This is a genomic window from Halomonas sp. PR-M31, assembly GCF_001039575.1.
In the GTDB taxonomy this organism is placed as follows: domain Bacteria; phylum Pseudomonadota; class Gammaproteobacteria; order Pseudomonadales; family Halomonadaceae; genus Modicisalibacter.
Genome location: NZ_JIBT01000036.1, coordinates 1 through 22,354 on the forward strand (window position 1 = coordinate 1; position 22,354 = coordinate 22,354).

The following is a 22,354-nucleotide window of genomic DNA, read 5'->3' on the forward strand; positions in this document are numbered from 1 at the left end:
AAAAAGGTGGCAATGGTGGCGATATTGAGTGTCTCGATCAGCGCCCAGGTGATGGCCTTAATGGCAGAGACATCCGGTGGCACCATGCGCTTGAAGAGATCGCCGATCTGAGCGGGTGCATCCCATACCCAGGGCCAAATGATATCGATGCTGGTCAAGGACCAGCCCGCGGCGACCGCCACGGCGAGCAGACTGGCAAACCGGACCCAGCGTTGACGCCCGGTATGGCGCGACCAGGCGCGATCAGCAACGGATTGCTTCACCAGATGCTCCTTTTCACCAGATATTCTTCCGAATGCGCCCACTGATCGCTTCGCTGACCAGGATGACGGCGATGATCACCAGGGTGATCGCCAACGCGAAGTCATAGTCATAGCGGCCGAAGGCGTTCATCAGGGTCGAGCCGATGCCGCCGGCACCGACGATGCCCACCACCGCCGAAGCACGCAGGTTGCTGTCCAGTTGATAGATAGACAGGCCAATCTGGCGCGGCATGATCTGCGGCAGCACACCGAATTGCAGCACGGTGAACGTGCCTGTACCGGTACTGCGCAGGGCCTCCACCTGGCCCCAGTCGATCTCCTCGATGCGCTCCGCGAGCATCTTGCAACGAAGCCGATGGAATAAATGGTCAAGGTCAGGATCCCCGCCACCGGGCCAAAGCCCACGGCCTTGACGAACAAGATGGCGACGATGACCGGATGGAAACTGCGGGCAACGATGATCAAGATACGCCCGAGCAGATAAATGGGTAGGGGCGCGATATTGCGGGCTGCCATAAAGGCAATCGGCACACTCAACGCCAGTCCGAGCAGAGTCGAGAGAATGGCAATCTGTAAACTTTCGAGAAATCCTTTCAGCAGCAGACCGCCGCGATCGAAGTTGGGCGGAAAGGCGCCGCCGAAGATGCGTGCGGCGCGTTCCATACCTTCACTGACGCGCGGCCAATCAAAGGGCAGGGTAGTGATCGCCCAGACGGCGTAGATAGCGAAACCGATCAACAAGCCCCAGCGCAACCAGGGGTTGGCGATGAAGGGCGCCTTACGCCACTGTCGCGGCGTTGTTGCCATCGTCGTGTTGCTGCTCATGTTGCGACCTTGTCGGCCTGCGAGGCAGAGGCAGACGCTTCCTTGTCTTCCGATGTGCCGCTATACACCGAATCCATCGCGTCCTGATCCAGATCACCGGGCTTGCCATCGAAGATGATGCGTCCGAAGCGCATGCCGACGATGCGCTGAGTGAACTCCTTGGCCTCGCTGACGTTGTGAATGTTGATCAGCACCGGCAGGTGCAGCTCATTTGCGAGACGCTGCAGCAATTCCATGATCTGACGGGAAGTGACCGGGTCCAGGGAGGCAGTGGGTTCATCCGCCAGCAATATGTCCGGGTCCTGCATCAAGGCACGTACTACGCCGACCCGCTGACGCTCGCCCCCGGAAAGCTCATCGGCGCGCTTGTTGGCGTAATGGGCGATGCCTACTCGCTCCATGAGCTGGAAGGCGCGCTCGATGTCCTTCGCGGGATAACGGCGCAGAGCGGCACGCCAGTAAGGGATGTAGCCCAGGCGACCGCACTGCACGTTTTCCATTACCGTGAGCCGATCAACCAGATTGAAGCCTTGAAAGATCATGCCGATACGTCGCCGGGCCTTGCGCAAGTTTTCTCGCTTTAGGGTGGTGAGTTCCAGATCATTGAGCAGGATGCTGCCGGAGGTCGGCTCGACCAGACGATTGATACAGCGCAGCAACGTGCTCTTGCCGGCGCCGGAGGCACCGATGATCGAGACGACTGACTCCCCCGGCACCTCCAGATCGAGATCCTTGAGCACCGGTTCGCCGTTGCCATAGCGCTTGACCAAGCGAGAAATGCGAAGCATTGGAAGGCCCTATTCGATGTTCTCGCGGGTGTAGCTAATCCCATTCGCTTCCTGAATATCTCGGATAACCTCCCAGTCCTCCTTGTAGCTGATGGGCACGAACTGGGTAACGCCGGTGAACTCCTCGCCTAGTGCCGTTCCTTGCATGTCGAAGCTCATGAAGGCGTCCTTGATCTTTTGCGCAAGTTCCGGCTTGAGATTATGAGCGTAGGTATAGGAGGTAGTCGGAAAACGCTTGGACTCGAATACGATCTTGACCTCTTCCGGGTCATAGAGCCCGCGATCCGCCATGCGATCGACCACTTCCGAGGCCACCGGAGCCGCATCGTAATCGCCGGCCACCACACCGAGCATGGACTGATCGTGGGAGCCGGAATAGACCACTTCGTAGTCCTCGCCGGGCACGATGCCCTCCTTGGGGAATAGCGCCCGGGGCGCCTGGTTGCCGGAGTTGGAGGTGGGGGAAGTGTGGGCGACGCGCTTGCCCTCGAGATCCTTCAGTTCATCGATACCGCTATCCTTGCGGGTATAGACCTGCAGGGTATAGCCGAAATTGCCATCCTCGGAGCCCATGATCGCAAAGGGCACCGCCCCCGCCAGGTTGACGGCGAAAGGGGTTGGGCCGGTAGAGAAGCCCGCGATATGGATACGATTGCTGCGCATGGCTTCGATTTCGGCGGAGTTGGACTGTACCGCGAAGAAGCGCACGTCCTTACCGGTCTCCTCGGATAGATGCTCGATGAACGGCTCCCAGATGTCGGCGTAAATTGCCGGATCTTCGACCGGGGTATAGGCGAAGATCAGCGTATCCGGATCGAGCAGTTTGGATGAGTCGCTGGGTGTATCCGCGACCAGATCGTTATTGGCATCACAATACATGGGCGCCAGATCGCCGCGGCTGGGGCAGTCTTCCTCGGCGGCCATGACATTGGCGGCGGGCACCAGCAACGCGGCGAGGGCGGTTCCCAAGGTCAATCGACGCGCATGCTGTAATTGAGTGCGAAATGGCATGGTGAAAGCTCCTTATCCCTTTTTGGGGTTATTATCGGACCGGGCTATTGCGACATATTTTATGAGATTAGGTAGCAATCTCGTGGACTTCAATTAGCACAAGGGCGTATAGCCGTTACCGGATATCAATCGAGAGTGAAGAAAACATGGCACGTTTTGTTGACGCTGATCTCGAGCTATTGGCACAAGTCGATGTCCTGCTCACGGACGTGGACGACACGCTGACCCGTCACGGCAAGCTGGCGCCAGCGACCCTGAAGGCCATGAGTGATCTGATGGCAGCGGGAGTTCGGGTCATTCCCGTCACGGGAGGCTGTGCCGGCTGGTGCGATCATATCGTACGGGCCTGGCCGGTCAGTGCCGTCATCGGCGAGAGTGGGGCGTTTCGTTTTCGTTTGAACGAGCACGGCCGGCTCGAACGGCATTTTATCCGGCCGCTAGAAGAATTACAGGCAGAGCAGCGGCAGTTGCTGATGATTGCAGAGCGGGCACTGCAGCAAGTACCCGGGGCGCGGCTCGCTGCGGATCAACCTTATCGCCTTGTCGATGTGGCGATAGATCATGCTCAGGATGTAGGTCCCTTGAACAGCGAACAGGTCGCTATCTTGATCGCACTGTTCGACGAGGCTGGCGCGAGTGCTCGAGCCAGCTCGATTCATGTCAATGCCTGGTTTGGCGATCACGATAAAGCGGCCATGGCACAACATCTTCTTGTGAAAGATCTGGGGCTTGATGCCAGGGATCGAGCTCGACGTGTACTGTTCATTGGCGATGCGCCCAACGATGAACCGCTATTTCGAGAGATTTCCTTGAGCGTTGGAGTCGCCAATATTCTTCCACATCTCGACAAGCTGAATTGGGCCCCACGTTGGGTGTGCGATGCCAGTCACGGTGAAGGCTTCGTGGAGATGGCAAACCGCCTGCTGGCAGCGCGATTACGACCTTTTAATGAGTGATGCTTGCGTGGAATGTGTCATTCTATGAAACAAGTCACAACGGTGACAGATTGGTGACCAGATGAATAAATCTGGTCAAGGGTCATAGGCCTGCACGAATGAAAAAACAATTATCCTTACTCAAGCATCGGCTGGGTTGGTACCTGCCGATCGCTGCGCTAGTTCTCATCATTGCCGGTATTGTGGTTCTGCGTTACTGGCCGAAGCTTGCGCCTGATCGTCTTTCCAGCCTTTTCGCTTCAACGAGTGAAGCCATCCTCGAAGCGATGGTTGCTTGGCATGCCCTGGGCGTGGTGATCGTGCTGGGGCTATTGATACTGATCGTCTCGATTCGCTCCGCCTGGGCCATTGCATTGGGAGTGCTTGGCTTTATCTACACTCTTTTCTGGGGTGTATGGCGAGTGGCGGACATGATGACCGGGGTAGGCATCAATCAATCTGTCATCTTTCACTTTTTCAGCGGCACCGAAGGCGCAGATTACACCCAGTTTTTGCGGGAGATCATTGTATTCACGGCCTATGTAAGCTTAGCGCTTCTGTTTCTTCTGCTGCCCTGGGTCATGGTCTGGCAACGGCGGCGGTCTCAGCGACTCGATCATGGATCGTCTTCCCGACACGACACGTACCATGACCTGAAATACGGCTCGACGATATCCTTGGCCCTGGGGTGTTTGCTGGTAGGCGCCGGCTGGCTGGCATCGCCATGGCATCAAAATATCCTCGCCTTGACCCAGACTTATTCAACGCTTGATAGCGATCAGGAACGTCGGCTCGAGGCGCTATACAATACCGACAGACGCTCTCTTAGCCGTGACAAGAATCTTGTCGTACTTTATTTGGAAAGCGTCGAGTCGACTTACTTTGATGAAACGCTATTCCCGGATCTTTTGCCCCAGCTGCGAGCCCAACGCAGTGAGTCCGCTTACTTTTCCGGTATCGAGCAAACCCCTGGTGCGGGTTGGACGATTGCCGGGCTCGTCAATACCCAGTGTGGACTGCCTCTGGTGACGCCGGGTGCCGAACCTAATGAGATGGGCAACGTGGCTCATTTTCTACCCAAGGCGAAGTGCTTCGCGGAGTATCTTGGCGAAAACGGTTTCGACACGGTTTATATGGGCGGCTCTTCCTCAGAGTTCGCCGGCAAAGGACGTTTCCTGGAACAGCACGGTTTCAATACCGTGCGAGACAAGCACTATTTCAAAGAGTGGCAGCAAAGCAAGGGCAAGTTTGCGGTATGGGGCGCTTATGATGACGAAGTGCTGGAAAGCACCTACGCGGAATTTGTCGAACTCTCGAAAAAAGAAACCCCTTTTGCACTCTTCGCGCTAACCATGGATACCCATCACCCCCATGGCCATATATCGCCCAGCTGCAAGGAAGTTCGCTACCGGGATGGTGAGATAAATACGCTCAACGCCCTGCGCTGTGCGGACCAGCTAGTATCGCGTTTTATCGATCGAGTGCGCAGTTCACCTTATTACCAGAACACGCGGTTGGTCGTGTTATCCGATCATTTAGCCATGATCAACGATGCTCAGACGTTGATAGAAAAGGCGGACAAACGAGAAAACCTGCTGATGGTATTCGACAGTGACGTAGCGCCAGGGGAACGTCAGGTGCAGGGCACCATGCTGGATGTGGGTGCCACACTCATGAGCTTGATGGGAGCGGACAAGACGGCACTCGGATTTGGACGTTCGCTATTCGAGACGGACTCAATCAACGCGCCGGCTTACACCAGAGATTACTACACCAGCGGCGACGTCACGCAGTACTTGAGTTTCGCCCGCGGATTATGGGGTATGCCAACGGTCAAGGGTGAGATCAGAAGTAACGGTCAGGGCGTTCTAGTGGGTGACAATCGGCTCGAAGCACCTTTCTTCTCGGTCCTCGATGAGCAAAACAAGGTCGTGGAACTCTATTTTCAGAACTTTGCCGAGCACATCGACAGTCTAAAGGAGGGGGCTCGTTATCTATATGCTCTTGAATGCGAAGAGACCCGTAGTGCCGATGTTGGCGTCTGTCTTGTATCGGGACTGAAAGGCGCAGGAGAGCGCGTATTTTCCTCGTCGGAATTGGTCAATGGCATTCTAGCGACCGATATTTTGTGAACAAACCAATATCGAGTTAAGTAATAAAAAACGAGGACCGGCTGGACCGGTCCTCGTTTCAATGACGCTATATCAAATACAACTTTGACGATAGCGCCGTTTTCCAGGAAAAGCTGTCAGACGCCACGATTCGGCGGGTTGCCTGAGTCGATATCGGTCTTCGAGATATCCTGCTCCGTTGGCCTGCCTGAACTCGTCGACGGCGTAGACGAACTACCAGAAGTTCCAGTACCCGAAGTACCCGAAGTTCCAGGAGCTCCTGACGTCGACGAAGTCCGTGATGAAGTGCCAGTAGTGCCCGTGCTGGTCGTCGAAGATGAGCCTGAAGCAGACGAAGCGCTATGACTGCCCGACGAGCTTGACGAGCCTGCAGTCGTGCCCCCGGAATCAGGTGCATTGGGTGCATCCTGCTTCGCTTTTTGAGCTTTTTCTTCCACTTTGGACTGAACGTTATCAGCTTGCTTTTGACCTTCCTCAGCTGCGCGATCGACAAGCTTGTCCCGAGTGTCGCCAAACTGCTCATCTTCAAAGCGTGTAGACGGTAACAGGCTTCCAATCGCGGCACCAATGGCAACGCCCAACGCGGCAGTCACCAGGGGATGTTCCTGGATGAACTGAGTTGTCTGCTGCCCAGCATTCTGAGCGCTTTGAGAGGCGCCGCGCATGGCGGAACGTGAACCGCTTTTCATCCGTGATGTGCCATCGCGCATGCTGCTGGACATGCTTTGAGCACGTCCTTTTACGCTATTGGACATGTTCCGAGCACCATCTTTTACGCTGCTGGACATGTTCTGCGCCTTTTCCTTGGCACCGCTCATCCGACCTTTGCCTTGCCGGTCGTCGTAGTCGTTATCTCCTAGAGTACCCGTTGTATACGCAGCGGGCGGCACACGGCTGGTTGTCGTAGTGGATCCCACGGTCGTGCCGCCAGCAGTCGTACCACTAGTCGGTGGAACGCTGGTGGAAGACGGTACGGAAGTCGTGGGCGGTACTCTAGTGGAGTCGCTCGGTAGGCCTGCCGTGGAACCTGATGACGCACCGGTTGGTGCCGGACGAGTCGTCATCGGATAGTGCCGGCTGTCCTCGTAGCCATAGGTATCGACGTCGTCGTTGTACCTATTACGACGTGAATACTTGTCGGGATTACGCTGAGCCATTATCAGCCAGCCCAAGCCAACGCCTGTGAGTACAAAAGGCACCGGATTGTTCTTGATGGTATCGCTCAGATTGGAGGCAAATTCATTGGCACCCCCGCTACGCACATAGTCCATCGTCGTGTCTATCAATCGGCGAGGTGAGATCTTTTCTTCAAGTTCGTGCAGAGTGCGATCCAATCGTTCGCGATTCTCTTCAATATCCGATTCGATCTCTTCAGGCTTGCGAGTATCCTGATTGTCCTGGTTATTATCGCTCATTTTTCAGCTGCTCCTTAGCCTCGACTTTGTGATGTTGCGCCATGTCTGCGTCCTTCTGAACGCTGGAAATAGTGCGTTGCGGCATCAGATTCGTGGCCTTTAGCTTTTTCTTGCCGGTCTGCAACATGATGAATCCGATGACGACGACGATTACACCCACGATCAGTGCTGAAAGCCAAGGGGTATGAAGTACCGTATCCAGGCCAAACACCGCGGCGGCAAGCAGTACCAAAAAGCCGCACATGAGCACCGCGCCCGCTGCTGCAATTGAACCGACGCCGGTGCCTATTTGAGAAACCTTTTGTCCCATCTCGGCCTTGGCAAGATCGACTTCGTTACGCACCAATGATGTCACTTCATTGGTCAAGCTTGAAATCAAGGTGCCAAAAGAGGAAGAACTGTCTCTCGTCGTGTTTCTATTGTCTGTATCCATGCTATTAGCCTCCCTGGCTAGTCGCGTTGAATTATTCTGACTTGGCCAACCTGCGAATCAAAGGCACCAGTGGTAAGCCTCAATAGGGCCCTGGACCTAACGTATCGCTCGAATTGCCCATACCTGAGCCCATACCGGTGGAACCACGCGGGGATGAGGTGTTGGAGCTGGAGTAGGTTGAGGAGCCGGACGAGCCATTCTGCTGGGAGCTATTCAAGAACCGCGCCAGAAAGAAGCCGGCTGCGATGGCGCCCCCCAGGAATACGGCGGGTTGGCGACGGCTGTAATCCTGTACCTGATGTAACAGGCCATCTAGATTCTGTTCACGCAATCGCTGAGAGATGCTATCCGTGGCTCTGGCAATGTTGTTGGCATAGCCAGAAAATGAGCGCTGATCCTGTTCATCGAACTCTTTCGCCATCTTACGAAAAGCCGATGACAGTCCTTCAGCTTGATTGGCAGCATTCTCTTTTTGCTGGTCGAACATGCCTTCCGCTTGTTTGCGAGCGGCATCCTTGACTTCACCCGCACTCTGACGAGCCTTGTTCTTGGCTTCTTCAGTGTGGCGAGAATTTCCTGCCGTGTTTGAGGAGGAACTCAAATCACTTGACGTGGATTGAGAGGTCGTAGCGCCCCTGGAAGGTGAGTTCGAAGTATTGGAATTTTCCGGATCGATCATGCGCATATCTCCCTATTTAACCCAGATTAATGTTACGAAGAAAACAAGGAGCTTCCAGCTGCCTATTCATTGCTTTCGGTTCGCCAGATTAAATGTAGTGGATCGGCGAGTGGTGTCAACCATCAATTGAGTAATGTTTTTTTTAATATTTATGAGAGTGGCTGATACTAAGGAATTACCGGTTTTAAACGCGAGGACAACATCGAAGATTATAGTTGTTGTAATTTGCCAATAAACGGTAAAAACAAAATAGCTAGCAGCCATATGTTTTTTCATCATGTGTTATTGGAAGCTGTCAATTTTACCTTTTAAAATTTCGAAGTCATTCAATTTCAAGGAGGAGAGCTGATGACGCTTCTGGAAGACATTACCCAATATCTCATCAACCATGAGTTGAAACTTGCCACGGCAGAATCCTGCACGGCGGGTTTGATCGTATCGGAGCTTGCCAGAGTGCCGGGCAGCGGACAGTCGATCGATTGCGGACTGGGGGTTTACTCCCCAGAGGCCAAGAATCGTTACCTCGGCGTACGCTATGCCACTATCGAGAACTTCGGGCTCACCAGCGAAGAAACGTCGAAAGAAATGGCGTTGGGGGCGCTCGACAACAATCACGCCGATCTCGCCGTCGCCAACACAGGCATTGCGGGTCCACAACCTCAGGGGGATATCCCGGTAGGAACGGTGTGTTTTGCTTGGGCTTTTCGTCATGATGACAAGAAATACCTGTATACCGAGACCCGTCGCTTCACTGGAGATCGAAATGAAGTGCGTCTCGCTGCAGCACATCATGCGCTTCAGCGAATTCCTCAATACCATCAGGCAGTGCTTGAAGGAAAGGCGCCGCCCTTGTGAACATGATCCATCTTGGACACTACGATAGTGCATAAAGGAGGCATTCATGAGTGAGCACGATAAAGACGCGATGCAAAGGCGCATCATTGATGATCTTGCGGCGCAAGCATCTATTGATCCTCAGCAAGAAGTCGAGCGCCGCTGTGAGTTCTTGTGTGAGCGCATGATGGCGACTGGACAGCATGGCCTGGTGCTGGGAATCAGTGGCGGTGTCGATTCGACGGTGGCAGGTCGCCTGGCCCAACTGGCTGTGGAAAAGGCCCGGGAGAAAGGTGTTGAAGCGCGGTTTTATGCCCAGCGCCTTCCTTATGGCGAACAGCATGACGAGGATGAGGCCCAGGCTGCCATTGATTTCATCGTCCCTGACGAGGTGCTGACGACGAACATCAAGTCGGCCAGCGATGCCATGATCGACGAGCTTGAAAAAGGCGGCCTCACCTTCAAGGATGAGCATCATCGTGATTTCGTGCTGGGCAATATCAAGGCGCGACAACGCATGATCGCTCAGTACGCCGTGGCAGGTGCCAAGGGCGCGCTGGTGGTGGGTACCGATCAGGCGGCCGAAGGGATGATGGGGTTTTTCACCAAATACGGTGATGGTGCCTGCGATCTGGCGCCATTGACCGGCTTGACCAAAGAGCAGGTGCGCGAATTGGGGCGAACCCTGAAAGCACCGGCGGATCTTATCGAAAAAGTCCCTACGGCGGATCTTGAGTCACTTAAACCCCAGCTAACGGACGAAGATGCCCTCGGCGTGAGTTACGAAGAGATCGATCGCTTCCTGCAGGGGCAAACCGTAAGCGAGGAAGCTTACCAAACCATCATTGAGGCCTATCAACGCACCGCACATAAGAGAGAGCTTCCTGCCACCCCCTGAAACAAGCTTTATTTGAGCGCCGGTGTTCCGGCGCTTTATCAGTCGCCTGGTCGATCATCAAAGCCAAGGAGCCGGCTAAACATGAAAGACATCAACATCATACTGGCCACCGCCGGAGGTCTGGTATTGCTGTTGGGACTGCTATCGCGTCCCATCGACCGTTCTTGGTTATCGCCTCCATTGGTCGCTTTTTGTATAGGAGTTGTGCTCAGCCCTTATGGCTTGAATCTGCTCGACCCTGAGGCATGGGGCAATAGCCATCACGTACTCGAAGAGACGACTCGGCTGACGTTGGGTATCAGTCTCATGGGTATTGCGCTACGGCTACCCGCGCGATTCCCTTTTGTGCATTGGCGATCTCTGCTGATTCTATTGGGAATTGGCATGCCGCTCATGTTCCTGATCAGCGCGCTACTGACCCAATGGACGCTTGGCATCTCATTATTGATAGCCCTGTTGATTGGTGCCAGCATCTGTCCTACGGATCCGGTCATCGCCTCATCAATCGTGACCGGTGGCGTCGCCAAGGACAATCTTCCCGCTGGGTTTCGTCATCTTCTCTCTGCCGAGTCCGGCGCCAACGATGGTCTGGCATATCCTTTCGTATTCCTGGCCATTTTGCTGCTGACCAAACCAACGGGAACCGCCTGGATGGAGTGGTTTTTTCAGGTCTGGCTCTGGGAGGTCGCTGGCAGCGTACTGATAGGTGCCATACTAGGCTGGTGCTTTGGTAGATTACTAAATTGGTCCGAGCGCAAAGGATTTTTCGACCAGCCTTCCTTTTTGGCAGTTACCTTGGCGCTGACGCTACTCGTGCTTGGCGTCGGTAAATTACTGGGAACGGATAGTATTCTAGCGGTGTTCGCCGCGGGCATTGCCTATGATCAACTGGTGAACGGCAAGGAGCGGAGTGAAGAAGACAACGTTCAAGAGATGGTCAATCTCTTCTTTACCATGCCGGTGTTTGCCTTGTTCGGTTTGATGGCGCCCTGGGGCGATTGGCTGGCACTGGGCTGGAGCGGTCTGTTACTGGTGGTGCTCATATTGCTGCTACGTCGTCTGCCAATTATATGGGGACTACGCAGATGGCTGCCGCCGGTACGGGAGCGCAATATTGCGCTGGTCATGGGCTGGTTTGGCCCTATCGGCGTCTCAGCACTGTTCTATGGTGTACTGGCATCGAGCCGGACGGGAAACGATCAAGTATGGATCGTGGTCAGCCTGTGTGTTTTTGCCTCGGTCGTTGCACATGGAATAACCGCAGCACCCTTTGCTAGGTTATATGCACGTAAACAGGACTTAGGCTAAGTTGAATCAGCGAGTTGTTTCCAGACGTGGGCACTATCATTCACGATAAGCCCAGAATGGGATTGTCCTGCTTGTCATTTTTAAAGAGTAATCGTGACGGCGCCTATTTCCAGAACCTTGGGGTCAAACCATGTTGACCATCACCCAGCGGCGCACGTCGGCATAGGGATAGGCTTCTAGCTGGGCAAAACCGTCAAGACTTCTCGCTTTCATCGGGGTAAAGATCGGCATGCTTAGGCCACACAGGAAGCGCGTCAGGCGTTCCGCGTTGGGTAGCTGGCCCTCGCACAGCGATTGATGACGTTCGATGAATTCGCCGCATAGGGCGGTGAAGTCCTCGTCTTCCAAGCCAGGCAATGATGGTGGTCTGGGAAGTGCAGTTACCTGGCCTAGACACACAGAGCAGTGGCCGCATCGCATTGGCGCTTGCTCGTCGCCGAAATAGACGGCCAGGCGATGGCTCAGGCAGGTATCGCTTTCAAACAGATCAAGCATGGCATTAATGCGCTGGATTTCGCTGTGTTCCTGCTCCTTGAAATGAGCGTGCAACTCGGCACTCAAGGTCGTCACGTCGATCTGAGCGTCTCGCACCTCATACACGTCCGTCATCTGCTTGCTCTCGAGCGCGATCCAGCCTTTGTCTTGAAAGTATTCCAGTGCCGTAATGACCCGCTCGCGCCGGGTATCCAGGTCCTGATCGACGCCGTACCGGTATAGCGCCTCAAAATCCAGGGTGCACCAGGTCTTGGCTCGAGGCGCGCTGTGCAGGATTGCCTCGACGAATCGTCGACGCTCGCCCTCGAAGCGCGCTGCCAGAGCCTCCGGTTCAATCAGGTACTTGAAACGATATTCCGCATAATAAGAGTAGCGGGGCGCAATGAGATCGCGCATCTCGAGCTGTACCAGCAGCGTCTTGAGCGGCAACGGTCGAATGTTGCTCTGCCGGGACAGGGTGCTGAGCATCAGCTCCCACTGCGATTCGCCGCGACAGGTCACCGCGGTGATCTCGTCGAATACCGCGATAATGCCCTCATGTTCCGGCGTATCGCCATAGACGAAGTTCTCCAGCACGTTGAGGCTGTCCCGGTTGGCCAGCACCAGACAGTCCGAGGCGTGGCCGTCCCGGCCGGCGCGACCGATTTCTTGACTGTAGTTCTCGATGGATTTGGGCAGGTCGAAATGCACTACGTTGCGAATGTTGCTCTTGTCGATGCCCATGCCAAAGGCAATAGTCGCAACAATGCAGGAGATTTCGCCGGCCATGAAGCGCCGTTGAAGTTGATCGCGCTGCTCATGGGGCAGGCCGGCGTGATAGGCCTGGGCGTCAAGACCTTGCCGTTGTAGATACGACGCCACCTTCTGCGCGGTTTTCTGCAGGGTGACGTAGACGATGGTGGGCTGCGGCGAAGTGTTTCCAAGCCGGGGTGCCAGCCATTCGGCAAGGCGTGGGAGCTTGTCACTGCTGGTTACGGGCTCGACCAGCAGATTAAGATTGGATCGATAGAAACCGGTGGTGACGACATGCTCCCGGGCAATGGCGAAGCGCTCGCGCATGTCCGCGATGACTTTAGGCGTCGCGGTAGCGGTCAGCAGCAGAGCCTGGGGGATGCCGAACTGACGCTGATAATCCGGCAGCTTGAGATAGTCCGGGCGAAAGTTGTGCCCCCACTCGGAAATGCAGTGGGCCTCGTCGACGACCAATAGCGAGATCGGCACCTGAGCGATGAAGCGTCGGAAACGCTCGTTCTTCAGGCGTTCTACGGAGATCATCAGGATCTTGATGTCGCCTCGTTTTACCCCGGCCATCACCGCACTTGCTTCCTCTCGCGTCTGAGCCGAATCGATGCTAGCGGCGGCGATACCATGGCGTTCAAGAAAGGCCAGCTGATCCTGCATCAGAGCCAGTAGCGGCGAGACCACCAGGGTCAAATGCGCAAGATGCTGCGCCGGTACCTGATAGCAAAGAGACTTGCCGGAGCCGGTCGGGAAAATGGCGGCGGCGGATCGACCCGCCACCACGGCGGAGATCACCGCTTCCTGGCCCGGACGAAAGTCGCGATAGCCAAAAGTCTGCTGCAAGGTCGTGTAAATGGCTTGATCGATCATGTTCGAGGTCGTCACGTTTACGCTTGGTAGGAGCGCGACAACCATAACACGCCCGGGATAGTGCGCGACTTGTCACCTAGACTGGCGCATATCCGAACGTTGAATTCAGACAACAGGATGAATCGATGAAAACACTTGATGAACAGCAACGCCAGCGACTGCTGGAAGGTGTCGATAAAATCGGGCAACAGGTGATGGTCGTCTATCGCCGGGATTTCGACGTCGAGACCAAGGCAGATAATAGCCCTTTGACCGAAGCCGATCTGCTCGCCAATCGACTGTTGACGACGCTTTTGCAGAAAGTTTTGCCGGATACTCCCGTACTGTCTGAGGAGTCGAAGCTGGCAAGCTACGACGTTCGCCGCCACTGGACGCGCTACTGGCTGATCGATCCCATCGATGGCACCAAGGAGTTCGTCAAGCGCAGCGACGAATTCACCATCAACGTGGCACTGATCGAAAATGGGGTGCCTATCTTCGGCATCGTGCAGGCGCCGGCGTTGGAACAGACCTGGTGGGGCCAGACGGGGATAGGGGCGTTCAAGGGATCAAACGGTGAAAGTCATGCCATCCAGGCAAGAGAGCTGCCCGTACCCGAGCAATCACCCTGGAAAGTCGTCGGCAGCCGCTCCCATGGCGCTTCTGCGTTCGAGACCTTTTGTCGTGGATTGCCCCGTCATGAGCGGGTCAGCATGGGCAGCTCTCTCAAGCTATGTCTGGTTGCCGAGGGCGCGGCGGATCTCTACCCCCGTCTTGCGCCCACCTGTGAGTGGGATACTGCTGCCGCTCACGCCGTGGTACTGGCAGCAGGCGGTGATGTGCTGGATGTTAGTACGCTTAGGCCTTTGCGCTACAATCAAAAAGAGAGCCTGAACAATCCCTTTTTCATTGTCTGTAACGGTAGGAATGAACGTTGGGTGAAAGCACTGGAAAAAGCGCGCTCTTCAACCTAGCTGAGTCGGTTGAGGTGTCACCGCTTCTTTACATTCTTGTTGCATAAAGAGGGTTTGTGTCCAGAAATGCAGGACATTGTGTAATCAGGTAAAAGAGGGGCGCATTTACGCAATCCTGGGCGCAAACTACCCCATACAAACTTCGCATTTCATCAGATCAGCAATGCTTGCAACGATGCACACTGATTGGCTCATGCAAACCGTCTATTGAGCCGCCCATGATCGCCAAAACCCCCGTGGCGTATTCCCTGCGATACTACGAAAAGACGCTGCTCAGCGCCAATCGCTTCCTGGGTCTGCCTAACCCATTCTGGAGCGCAATCCTCACATTGATGATTGCGCTTACCGGTTGGTTCGCCAGCGGTGTCGAGCTTTCGCGCTTCATTTCTGAGTACGTATGGCATCTGGTAGGTTTGGCATTTGTTATCTGGGTGGTACTGAAGTGCATTACCCCGAGCCGACGACAGCTAAGACGCGCGGCTCTCACCGAGCATCAGACCGAGGTGTTGCAGGTCGCAAAGCTCTATGGCATTGATCCGACCAGTGTACGCTTCGTCGATAGCGAGGAAGAGCGGCGCAAGATCGAAAGTGGAAACACGCTGTCTTGATCTTGCGCCAAGCCCTCTTCCGGGTGTCAGTTCTCGCTCGGCAGACCAAGCCGGGACTGTGCCAGGCGCCGGCGCTCTTTGAGCTTGTCGCTGACGCTTACACCATATGGACGTGCTTCGACCAGGCTACGAAGCTCCGGGGGCAGACGAGAAATGGCATCGAGGCTCATTTCCCGCGCCGCATCGAGAGACGCCAGGCTCGCTTCCTGAAACTCACCCTTGAGCACGATAGGTTGCAGCAGGGCAGTGCCAGGCGCTTGCTCATCCCGTAAGGTCAAATGGTCGCAACAATAGCTGCCGTCTTCACGTTGTTCACGATAGATCTGTTTGCGCCCCGGGAGGGAATGTTTGCCGGGAGAATATTTTAGACGCGGCTCTCCAGCATATTCCGTCAGCTTGTAAGCGAGTTCCAAAGAGGGGGCGTCGCTGGAGGCGCCTAGCGATGTGCCGACGCCGAAACCGTCGATGGGAGCGCCGTTTACCACCAGTTCGCGAATGCTGTGTTCGTTCAAGCCGCCGCTGACAATGATTTTGATGTCTTGATGCCCCGCCTCATCGAGTAACCGTCGGCAGGTCTTGGCCAGCTGTTCCAGATCCCCGGAATCAAGCCGAATGGCGCCGATAGTCAAGTCGGGGTCCTGTGCCATGCGCGCGATCAGGCCCTTGACCGCTGAGATGGTGTCATAGGTATCCACCAGCAGCGTGGTGCCAGGATAGCGGCGGGCAAAGGCAACCAGTGCTTCCTCTTCGTCGTCATGGGCCTGAATATAGCTATGCGCCATGGTGCCTTGAGCGGACAGGCCGTGGGTCACGGAACCCAGCACATTGCTGGTGCCGGCAAGGCCCGCAATACGATAAGCGCGAACACCGCGAACCGACGCATCGATGCCATGCATGCGGCGCATGCCAAAGTCCACCACCCCACGCCCCTGGGCGGCGTTGACCAGACGAGACGCCTTGGAGGCCAGCACCGTCTCCAGGTGCACGTAATTCATGACCAGGCTTTCCAGCAGCTGCGCCTCGATAAGAGGCGCTTCTATTTCCAGCAAGGGTTCTTGGGGGAACAGCGGTGTTCCTTCCTGTACCGCGTAGATATCACCGCTAAAGCGAAAGCCCGCCAGCCATTCCAGGAAGTCGTCGTCGAATAGGTCCAGACCGCGAAGCTTATCGATCTGCTCCGGGCCAAAACGCAGCTGGGTGACCAGCTGGGCCACATGCTGTTGCCCACAGGCCAGCATGTAGTTACGCCCCTGTGGCAGGGTGCGAAAGAACAGGCTGAAGGTCGCCGACTCGTTCATTTCTTCGGCCCAGTAGGCTTGAATCATGGTCAGCTCGTAGAGATCGACCAGCAAACCAAGATCTTCTGTCCGAACCAGTGTTTCCTGGGGCATCGGGGCGGTGCTCCTTGCTTGAAGATGCGTCATCCGTCTTTCCAGTCTAACCATGTATGGGCGATGAGTCTGAAATACTAGCCTGTTGTCTGCGAGCGCTCATGCTGGGTCAATTCTTTCCAGGCCGAATAGGTGCTCAGAAAGACGCGTCCGGTCAGGGATTCGATGAGATCGGAGTATTGCAGGCGATCCATTACCGGGCCCTTGACCTCTGCCAGATGCAGGGTGACCCGGGAATCCTTGAGGCGCGAATTGATCGCCTTGAGGCTCTCCAGCGCCGAGGCATCGATGAGATTGACCGCGGAGCAGATCAATACCACATGATCGATCCCCGGGCGGGTGGCGATCAGATCGTAAAGCGTGTCTTCCAGATAGCGGGCGTTGGCGAAATAAAGGCTTTCATCGATGCGTAAAAGTGCCAGTCGCGCATCGCTTTCAACCTTGTGGCGCGCCAGATTGCGAAAATGCTCGGTACCCGGTACGCGCCCCACCAGGGCGCTATGGGGGCGGCTGGTACGATAGAGAAACAGCGCAATCGACAGGGCGACACCGGCGAGAATGCCAATCTCCACGCCCTCCAGCAGGGTCAATGCCAGGGTGGCCAGCAGGGCAGCGAAATCGCTGCGGGAATAGCGCCAGGTATGACGCAGGGCGTCGATGTCCACCAGGGTCAGGATCGATACGGTGATGACCGCTGCCAGGGTGGCAATGGGGAGAAACGCGATAAGCGGTGTAAAGAAAAGGGTAATAAGGGTAATGCCCAGTGCTGCAACAACCCCGGCGATCGGCGTACGAGCGCCGGCGTCGAAGTTGATCACGGTGCGTGACAAGCCCCCGGTCACCGGCATGCCCCCGGTAAAAGCCGCAGCGAGATTGGAGGCGCCCAGGCCAATCAGCTCCTGATCCGGAGAGATGCGTTCTCGGCGCTTGGCCGCCAGCATCTGGCCCATGGAAACCGACTCCACGAATCCCACCACGCTGATCAATAGCGCCGGCACCCAGAGTTGGCGCCAGAGTGAGGCATCGAAGACAGGTAGCGTCAAGGGGGGCAGGCCGCTGGGTATCTCGCCCACTACGGCTACTCCCAGGGTGGGAAGATCGAAGCCCCAGCAGGCAAGGGTCGTCAACGCCACTGCATACACCGGGCCTGCCCGGGTGATCAGAGTGGCAGGCTTGCTCGGCATTCCCACCTTGGCAAGTAAAGCAGCGCCATGACGGCGCAAGAGGATCAAGAACGCAAGCGTGGCAACGCTGATGGCAACGGTTGGCAGGTTTATCTCACTCAGATGCGGGATCAGGCTGCCGATCAGTGCGGGCAGGGTAAAACCGGAAGAATCGATGCCGAGCAGATGGGCCATCTGACTGGCGGCGATCAAGAGCCCCGAAGCAGTCAGAAAGCCGGAGATCACCGGATGGCTCAGGAAATTGGCGAAAAAGCCCAGGCGCAGCAACCCCATCACGCTCAACATGATGCCGGACAGGAGTGCCAGAACAAGGGCGGCCTCGATATATTCCGCAGAACCCGGGGCTGCTATACCGGAAAGCGCCGCCGCGGTCATCAGCGCCAGGATCGCCACCGGTCCCACCGCCAGGGTGCGGCTCGAGCCGAACACCGCATAAAACAGCAGCGGCAGGATGCTGGCGTATAGACCTACCACCGCGGGCAAACCCGCCAACAGCGCGTAGGCCAGTGACTGGGGAATGACCATGACCATCACGATCAGGCCCGCGATCAAGTCGTAAGCGAACAGACTGCGTTGATAGTGCGGTAACCAGGTAACAATGGGCAGATAGCGCTTGAGCATCTACTTCTCACAACGAGGATGGCGAGGAAACACCTGTTTTTCCAGGCATGATGAGGGGCTGGCCCAGGAGGTGCAAGAAGCTGCCCAGGCACTTCGGCGCAACAAGAAAGCGTTGAATGTTCTTCGCATCGACGTTCGCGCTTTCCAGTGGAGCGTTTATGCTGTCTCGAAAAGAACAGCGTTTATAAATGCAGTGGGTCACTGAAGGCCTTGAGGGCTTTTTCAGGAAATCAGTATGCACAATTCGGATCGCCTTGGCTTTGCCATGTTCTTCATGGCCATTGTCCTGCTGGCCTTCATTGGTGGCGCTTATATAGTGCTGGCCAAAGTGTTTCCCTACGACTATCTCAACAACGCCTACCAGGCAGGCAAGGCGCTTCTCGTTCAGCGCTCGATAGATGATCCTTACACCGAGACCGATCTTTGGCGCCGGGCGCGTACCGATGAACGCGGCGTCACCATCAATGATTCCGAGCAGGCCTATCAAGGCTACACCCTCTATACCTCCGGTGATGGCACCTATGCGCAACTCGTCGACATGAAAGGCGACGTGGCCCATCGCTGGGAGTTGCCCTTCAGCGAGGTGTGGCAGGAAACTCCCAGTGGCAAGACGCCGCGCCCGGACGATCTGATGTACTGGCGCAAGGCACGCATGCTGCCCAATGGCGATCTGGTTGCCATCTACATTGCCGCCAACGACTCCCCCTGGGGGTACGGCATGGTCAAGGTCGATCGCGACTCGAAGCTGCTCTGGAGCTACAAGGCCCATGTGCATCACGATCTGGATATCGCCGAGGATGGGCGCATCGCTACCTTGACCCATGACTTCACCGACGAAAAGATCGAAAAATTCCCCCAGCTACCGTCCCCTTGGCTCAACGATTATCTGGTGGAGCTCGATGGGGAAAGCGGTGACGAGCTGAGCAAGACATCGCTGCTGCATGCGTTCTTCGACTCCTCCTATGCGGGAATACTTTACGCCACACCGCATTTCGGCGTGGCGGACCCGATGCATACCAATAGCGTCGAGTACCTCGAGCAGGCCCAGGCGGATGCCTTTGCTCCGGCCGAAGGCAAGGCCGGGCAAGTCATCTTGTCGTTTCGCCATCCCGGCGCGATCGCTCTGGTCGATCCTGAATCCAGCAGGATGAACTGGGCGATACGCGGTCCCTGGATGGGCCAGCACTACGCTCGGGTATTGGAAAACGGCAACTTTACCCTGTTCGACAATCTGGCCAACTATGAAAAGGGGAATCGATCACGCGTATTGGAAGTGAACCCACAGAGCAATGCCATTGTCAGGTACTACATTGGAGACGATGAGCATCCCTTCGACAGTGGCTTGCGCGGGGCGGCCGAAACCTTGCCCAACGGCAACCGCCTGATCACCGAATCGGATGGCGGACGGTTGTTCGAGGTCACGCCCGCAGGCGACATTGTCTGGGAGTTCATCAATCCAGTGCGAGGGGGTGACAAGGATCAGTTCATCCCCGTGGTCTCATCGGCCCAGCGCATCGCTCCTGAACAACTCGGCGCGGATTTTCGTGCCGTCATCGATACCACCAGGAGAACCTCATCATGATGCGTCCCAGTAAAGCAGTAGCTACGTCCGTGATTCTCGCGGCCAGCGTCCTCTTACCTTCCGCCGCTCAGGCCTATGTAGGCCCCGGCGCGGGGCTGAGTCTATTGAGCGCCCTATGGGGCATCATTGCCGCGATCGGCATCGCCTTGTTCTTCGTTCTGATGTGGCCGATACGGCGCATGATGCGTCGGCGCAAGGAGCGCTTGAGCTCGTCCTCATCTGAACCGACATCACCGACGCAGTCCCAGGCTCAGCAAGTCCAGCATGAGGAAAGCCAGGCAAGACGCTCCTCGGATTCTCATTCACCTCCATCGTCCTGATTCATCGCGAGCCGGCGGGTCGTCAAGTCACGCCCCACCGGCTTGTATGTCTGCAGGACGACACGAATGCACTTTATAGGTGCATGGATGATAGATACCCAGACGTTCAGGAGGTTGCATGGGGTTGCTCGATCTTCCCGCACCGGTGTTTGCGGCACTGGATGATGGCATGGCCTGGGTATTGCCGCCGACGCTACGGCTGGCGCTGTGGGCCGCGATCGCGGGGACTTGTACGCTGCTGCTTTATCGGGCGCTTTCGCCTCAGGCCCGAATTGGTCAGGCCAAGCGTGAGGCCCGGGATGCAAGACAGCGTCTGAATCGTTTCGACGGTGAATTCGCCGATGCAGGACCGCTGATCAAAGAGCAGTTCGTCGCGGCCTTCAAGCATCTGGGGCTGGTACTGCCTTCCACGCTGCTTTCGATCTTGCCCTTGCTGGCGCTGCTGGTATGGATCGAGACCGCCTACGGCTATACCTACCCCGCCCCAGGCAACACGCCAACCCTGACCACGATGCCGGAGGATTTTCAAAGCGACTGGATCGGGGAGGGCAAGCCGCCCTTGCAGAACGGTGAGCGAGCCCCCTTGCGTCATATTCTGGTGCGCGACGATGAGCGTGTGATAACCGAAGTGGCGCTGACCGCACCAGTACCGGTGATTGCTCAGCGCCAGTGGTGGAACTGGCTGGTCGCCAACCCCTTGGGTTATCTGCCTGAGAATATTCCGGTGCAGCGTATCGAGATCGCTCTGCCACAGCAGACTTACCTGCCGTTCGGGCCATCTTGGATGCGTTCCTGGACGGTGATCTTCTTCCCAGTGATGTTGATTGTCTCGTTACTGGTCTATCGATGGGCACGCATAGAATGAGCAGCCACAAGAATGACGATGACTTTTCGGTGCCCACCTGGATGCACGTGTTGGGTGGTTGGGTAAACCGACATCCACGCGCCTGGATACGTCTTGGCAACATGGAAACGCGACTGGTTCAAGAGATGATCGAGGACATCGGGGTGGATCGCCCTTTATATGTTGCTGGACTTGCACGTTCCGGCACCACGGTACTTCTCGAGCGTCTGGCGGAGCATCCGGAGATAGGCACCCATCGATATGTAGATTTTCCACTGCTTCATACGCCGTACTGGTGGAACCGGTGGCTTTCCCTGGTGCCTCAGCGTGAGGAAGTTGCCCGGGAGCGTGCCCACAAGGACGGCATCGCTGTTACGTCCCAGAGCCCCGAGGCCTTTGAGGAAATGCTCTGGATGAGCTTTTTTCCTGATACTCACGATCCATCGAAAAGCTCGATTCTTGGGCGCGACGCGCAGCATCCGGCCTTCGAGCGTTTCTACGACGATCATATCCGCAAACTGCTGGCCATACACAAGCGAAAGCGCTACGCCGCCAAGGGCAACTACAACCTGGCCCGGCTGGGCTATCTGCATCGTCTTTATCCCGACGCCCGCTTTCTGTTGGCGATTCGTTCGCCGGTCGGACATATCGCCTCGCTGATGAAACAACAGGCGCTGTTCGCCTGCGGAGAAGCTCAGAATCACCGCGCACTGGAACATATGCGCCGAGTCGGGCACTTCGAGTTCGGCCTCGATCGACGCGCCATCAACGTTGGCGATGACGCCCTTGCCAGCAAAGTCGAAGCGCTTTGGCGTAATGGGGATGAGGTGGAAGGATGGGCGCATTACTGGGCGGGTCTCTATCGTCATGTGGCAGAAACCCTCGAAGCCGATGCAACCTTGCGCAAGGCCTGTCTGATCGTGCGTTACGAGGATCTATGCGGCAAGCCGATGCAGACCTTGACGGATGTTTACACCCTTTGTCAGCTGGACGTGGCGCCATCGGTGCTCGAACAGGCGGCGGCGGGGCTGCATTTTCCCACCTACTACCAGCCACATTTCAGTGACCAAGAGATGAGGATGATCGAAGAGATAACCGGCAAGGTAGCGGCGCGTTTTGGCTATGGCGTGTGAACGCTAACGACATCCCCGAAATTTGATTAACGATACTTTATTTTTTGCATAAAACCTGCTCAAGGATTTCCTCTGCATGCCGTTAGATACG

At 56.2% G+C, this 22,354-nt stretch carries 19 protein-coding genes and 2 pseudogenes; 11 read left to right on the plus strand and 10 right to left on the minus strand.

The features are described 5' to 3' along the window. From CH74_RS11030 to phnD, 4 genes and pseudogenes are all read right to left on the minus strand, one after another. Positions 1–263 (minus strand): annotated as a pseudogene (locus CH74_RS11030) (phosphonate ABC transporter, permease protein PhnE); the annotation flags it as partial. 13 nt (positions 264–276) lie between these two features. After that, a pseudogene (gene phnE, locus CH74_RS11035) lies at positions 277–1,088 on the minus strand (phosphonate ABC transporter, permease protein PhnE). Continuing rightward, a complete protein-coding gene (gene phnC / locus CH74_RS11040) occupies positions 1,085–1,876 on the minus strand; it encodes a phosphonate ABC transporter ATP-binding protein (protein WP_048307517.1) in 792 nt (263 codons plus the stop codon). The pseudogene phnE and the gene phnC overlap by 4 nt, the downstream one beginning before the upstream one ends. 9 nt (positions 1,877–1,885) lie before the next feature. Next, complete coding sequence (phnD, locus tag CH74_RS11045) at positions 1,886–2,887, minus strand: phosphate/phosphite/phosphonate ABC transporter substrate-binding protein (RefSeq protein ID WP_048307518.1); 1,002 nt, start codon at positions 2,885–2,887, stop codon at positions 1,886–1,888. Positions 2,888–3,033: 146 nt separating this feature from the next. On the opposite strand from phnD, the gene CH74_RS11050 reads away from it, so the two are divergent. Beyond that, positions 3,034–3,843 carry an HAD-IIB family hydrolase gene (locus CH74_RS11050; RefSeq protein ID WP_048307519.1) on the plus strand — a complete coding sequence of 270 codons (810 nt, stop codon included), beginning with the start codon at positions 3,034–3,036 and terminating at the stop codon, positions 3,841–3,843. Between the two features lie 98 nt (positions 3,844–3,941). Next, a complete protein-coding gene (locus CH74_RS17790) occupies positions 3,942–5,954 on the plus strand; it encodes a sulfatase-like hydrolase/transferase (RefSeq protein WP_053070725.1) in 2,013 nt (670 codons plus the stop codon). Positions 5,955–6,070: 116 nt separating this feature from the next. On the opposite strand, the gene CH74_RS11060 is transcribed toward CH74_RS17790, so the two are convergent. The 3 genes from CH74_RS11060 to CH74_RS11070 all read right to left on the minus strand — a co-directional run bounded on the left by CH74_RS11060 (position 6,071) and on the right by CH74_RS11070 (position 8,481). Further along, a complete protein-coding gene (locus CH74_RS11060) occupies positions 6,071–7,369 on the minus strand; it encodes a DUF3618 domain-containing protein (RefSeq protein ID WP_048307520.1) in 1,299 nt (432 codons plus the stop codon). Next, positions 7,359–7,802 (minus strand): phage holin family protein, encoded by a 444-nt coding sequence (locus CH74_RS11065; RefSeq protein ID WP_048307521.1) that lies wholly within the window; start codon positions 7,800–7,802, stop codon positions 7,359–7,361. Before CH74_RS11065 ends, CH74_RS11060 begins: the two co-directional genes overlap by 11 nt. Before the next feature lie 79 nt (positions 7,803–7,881). Next, the gene (locus CH74_RS11070) at positions 7,882–8,481 is read right to left on the minus strand and encodes a hypothetical protein (protein ID WP_053070726.1); all 600 of its coding nucleotides are present in this window, start codon (positions 8,479–8,481) and stop codon (positions 7,882–7,884) included. Between the two features lie 348 nt (positions 8,482–8,829). Between CH74_RS11070 and CH74_RS11075 the strand changes: the two genes are divergently transcribed. The 3 genes from CH74_RS11075 to CH74_RS11085 all read left to right on the plus strand — a co-directional run bounded on the left by CH74_RS11075 (position 8,830) and on the right by CH74_RS11085 (position 11,521). After that, positions 8,830–9,336, plus strand: a complete 507-nt coding sequence (locus tag CH74_RS11075) for a CinA family protein (RefSeq protein WP_048307522.1) — start codon at positions 8,830–8,832, stop codon at positions 9,334–9,336. Between the two features lie 46 nt (positions 9,337–9,382). Next, positions 9,383–10,213, plus strand: a complete 831-nt coding sequence (gene nadE, locus CH74_RS11080) for an ammonia-dependent NAD(+) synthetase (protein WP_048307523.1) — start codon at positions 9,383–9,385, stop codon at positions 10,211–10,213. An 81-nt stretch (positions 10,214–10,294) separates the two neighbouring features. Then, positions 10,295–11,521: a cation:proton antiporter gene (locus CH74_RS11085; protein ID WP_048307524.1), complete on the plus strand. Its 1,227-nt coding sequence runs from the start codon at positions 10,295–10,297 to the stop codon at positions 11,519–11,521. A 123-nt stretch (positions 11,522–11,644) separates the two neighbouring features. Here the strand turns inward: CH74_RS11085 and CH74_RS11090 are convergent, their stop codons facing one another. Continuing rightward, positions 11,645–13,627 carry an ATP-dependent DNA helicase RecQ gene (locus CH74_RS11090; protein ID WP_216594752.1) on the minus strand — a complete coding sequence of 661 codons (1,983 nt, stop codon included), beginning with the start codon at positions 13,625–13,627 and terminating at the stop codon, positions 11,645–11,647. 125 nt (positions 13,628–13,752) lie between these two features. On the opposite strand from CH74_RS11090, the gene cysQ reads away from it, so the two are divergent. Beyond that, complete coding sequence (gene cysQ / locus CH74_RS11095) at positions 13,753–14,580, plus strand: 3'(2'),5'-bisphosphate nucleotidase CysQ (protein WP_048307525.1); 828 nt, start codon at positions 13,753–13,755, stop codon at positions 14,578–14,580. A gap of 218 nt (positions 14,581–14,798) precedes the next feature. Then, positions 14,799–15,188 (plus strand): hypothetical protein, encoded by a 390-nt coding sequence (locus CH74_RS11100; RefSeq protein WP_048307526.1) that lies wholly within the window; start codon positions 14,799–14,801, stop codon positions 15,186–15,188. A 26-nt stretch (positions 15,189–15,214) separates the two neighbouring features. On the opposite strand, the gene CH74_RS11105 is transcribed toward CH74_RS11100, so the two are convergent. Together CH74_RS11105 and CH74_RS11110 are read right to left on the minus strand one after the other, a co-directional pair. Further along, positions 15,215–16,579 (minus strand): nicotinate phosphoribosyltransferase, encoded by a 1,365-nt coding sequence (locus tag CH74_RS11105; RefSeq protein WP_048307527.1) that lies wholly within the window; start codon positions 16,577–16,579, stop codon positions 15,215–15,217. 77 nt (positions 16,580–16,656) lie between these two features. Then, a complete protein-coding gene (locus tag CH74_RS11110) occupies positions 16,657–18,384 on the minus strand; it encodes a SulP family inorganic anion transporter (RefSeq protein WP_048307529.1) in 1,728 nt (575 codons plus the stop codon). Positions 18,385–18,619: 235 nt separating this feature from the next. Here CH74_RS11110 and CH74_RS11115 point away from each other — a divergent pair, with 235 nt between their 5' ends. From CH74_RS11115 to CH74_RS11130, 4 genes are all read left to right on the plus strand, one after another. After that, a complete protein-coding gene (locus CH74_RS11115; RefSeq protein ID WP_048307530.1) occupies positions 18,620–19,966 on the plus strand; it encodes an arylsulfotransferase family protein in 1,347 nt (448 codons plus the stop codon). After that, positions 19,963–20,286: a hypothetical protein gene (locus tag CH74_RS11120; protein WP_082140394.1), complete on the plus strand. Its 324-nt coding sequence runs from the start codon at positions 19,963–19,965 to the stop codon at positions 20,284–20,286. Before CH74_RS11115 ends, CH74_RS11120 begins: the two co-directional genes overlap by 4 nt. Positions 20,287–20,404: 118 nt before the next feature. Then, positions 20,405–21,151: a hypothetical protein gene (locus tag CH74_RS11125; protein ID WP_048307531.1), complete on the plus strand. Its 747-nt coding sequence runs from the start codon at positions 20,405–20,407 to the stop codon at positions 21,149–21,151. Further along, positions 21,148–22,263, plus strand: a complete 1,116-nt coding sequence (locus CH74_RS11130; protein WP_048307532.1) for a sulfotransferase — start codon at positions 21,148–21,150, stop codon at positions 22,261–22,263. The genes CH74_RS11125 and CH74_RS11130 overlap by 4 nt, the downstream gene beginning before the upstream one ends. The last annotated feature ends 91 nt before the right edge of the window (positions 22,264–22,354 follow it).

What these genes read in the sequence shown, in the direction of transcription:
- CH74_RS11100 (WP_048307526.1), top strand. Translation starts at nt 14,799, where the DNA reads ATGATCGCCAAAACCCCCGTGGCGTATTCCCTGCGATACTACGAAAAG.
- CH74_RS11070 (WP_053070726.1), bottom strand. Translation starts at nt 8,481, where the DNA reads ATGATCGATCCGGAAAATTCCAATACTTCGAACTCACCTTCCAGGGGC.
- CH74_RS11125 (WP_048307531.1), top strand. Translation starts at nt 20,405, where the DNA reads ATGGGGTTGCTCGATCTTCCCGCACCGGTGTTTGCGGCACTGGATGAT.
- CH74_RS11105 (WP_048307527.1), bottom strand. Translation starts at nt 16,579, where the DNA reads ATGCCCCAGGAAACACTGGTTCGGACAGAAGATCTTGGTTTGCTGGTC.
- nadE (WP_048307523.1), top strand. Translation starts at nt 9,383, where the DNA reads ATGAGTGAGCACGATAAAGACGCGATGCAAAGGCGCATCATTGATGAT.
- CH74_RS11050 (WP_048307519.1), top strand. Translation starts at nt 3,034, where the DNA reads ATGGCACGTTTTGTTGACGCTGATCTCGAGCTATTGGCACAAGTCGAT.
- CH74_RS11120 (WP_082140394.1), top strand. Translation starts at nt 19,963, where the DNA reads ATGATGCGTCCCAGTAAAGCAGTAGCTACGTCCGTGATTCTCGCGGCC.
- CH74_RS11090 (WP_216594752.1), bottom strand. Translation starts at nt 13,627, where the DNA reads ATGATCGATCAAGCCATTTACACGACCTTGCAGCAGACTTTTGGCTAT.
- CH74_RS11060 (WP_048307520.1), bottom strand. Translation starts at nt 7,369, where the DNA reads ATGAGCGATAATAACCAGGACAATCAGGATACTCGCAAGCCTGAAGAG.
- CH74_RS11110 (WP_048307529.1), bottom strand. Translation starts at nt 18,384, where the DNA reads ATGCTCAAGCGCTATCTGCCCATTGTTACCTGGTTACCGCACTATCAA.
- phnD (WP_048307518.1), bottom strand. Translation starts at nt 2,887, where the DNA reads ATGCCATTTCGCACTCAATTACAGCATGCGCGTCGATTGACCTTGGGA.
- CH74_RS11130 (WP_048307532.1), top strand. Translation starts at nt 21,148, where the DNA reads ATGAGCAGCCACAAGAATGACGATGACTTTTCGGTGCCCACCTGGATG.
- CH74_RS11115 (WP_048307530.1), top strand. Translation starts at nt 18,620, where the DNA reads ATGCACAATTCGGATCGCCTTGGCTTTGCCATGTTCTTCATGGCCATT.
- cysQ (WP_048307525.1), top strand. Translation starts at nt 13,753, where the DNA reads ATGAAAACACTTGATGAACAGCAACGCCAGCGACTGCTGGAAGGTGTC.
- phnC (WP_048307517.1), bottom strand. Translation starts at nt 1,876, where the DNA reads ATGCTTCGCATTTCTCGCTTGGTCAAGCGCTATGGCAACGGCGAACCG.
- CH74_RS11065 (WP_048307521.1), bottom strand. Translation starts at nt 7,802, where the DNA reads ATGGATACAGACAATAGAAACACGACGAGAGACAGTTCTTCCTCTTTT.
- CH74_RS11075 (WP_048307522.1), top strand. Translation starts at nt 8,830, where the DNA reads ATGACGCTTCTGGAAGACATTACCCAATATCTCATCAACCATGAGTTG.
- CH74_RS11085 (WP_048307524.1), top strand. Translation starts at nt 10,295, where the DNA reads ATGAAAGACATCAACATCATACTGGCCACCGCCGGAGGTCTGGTATTG.
- CH74_RS17790 (WP_053070725.1), top strand. Translation starts at nt 3,942, where the DNA reads ATGAAAAAACAATTATCCTTACTCAAGCATCGGCTGGGTTGGTACCTG.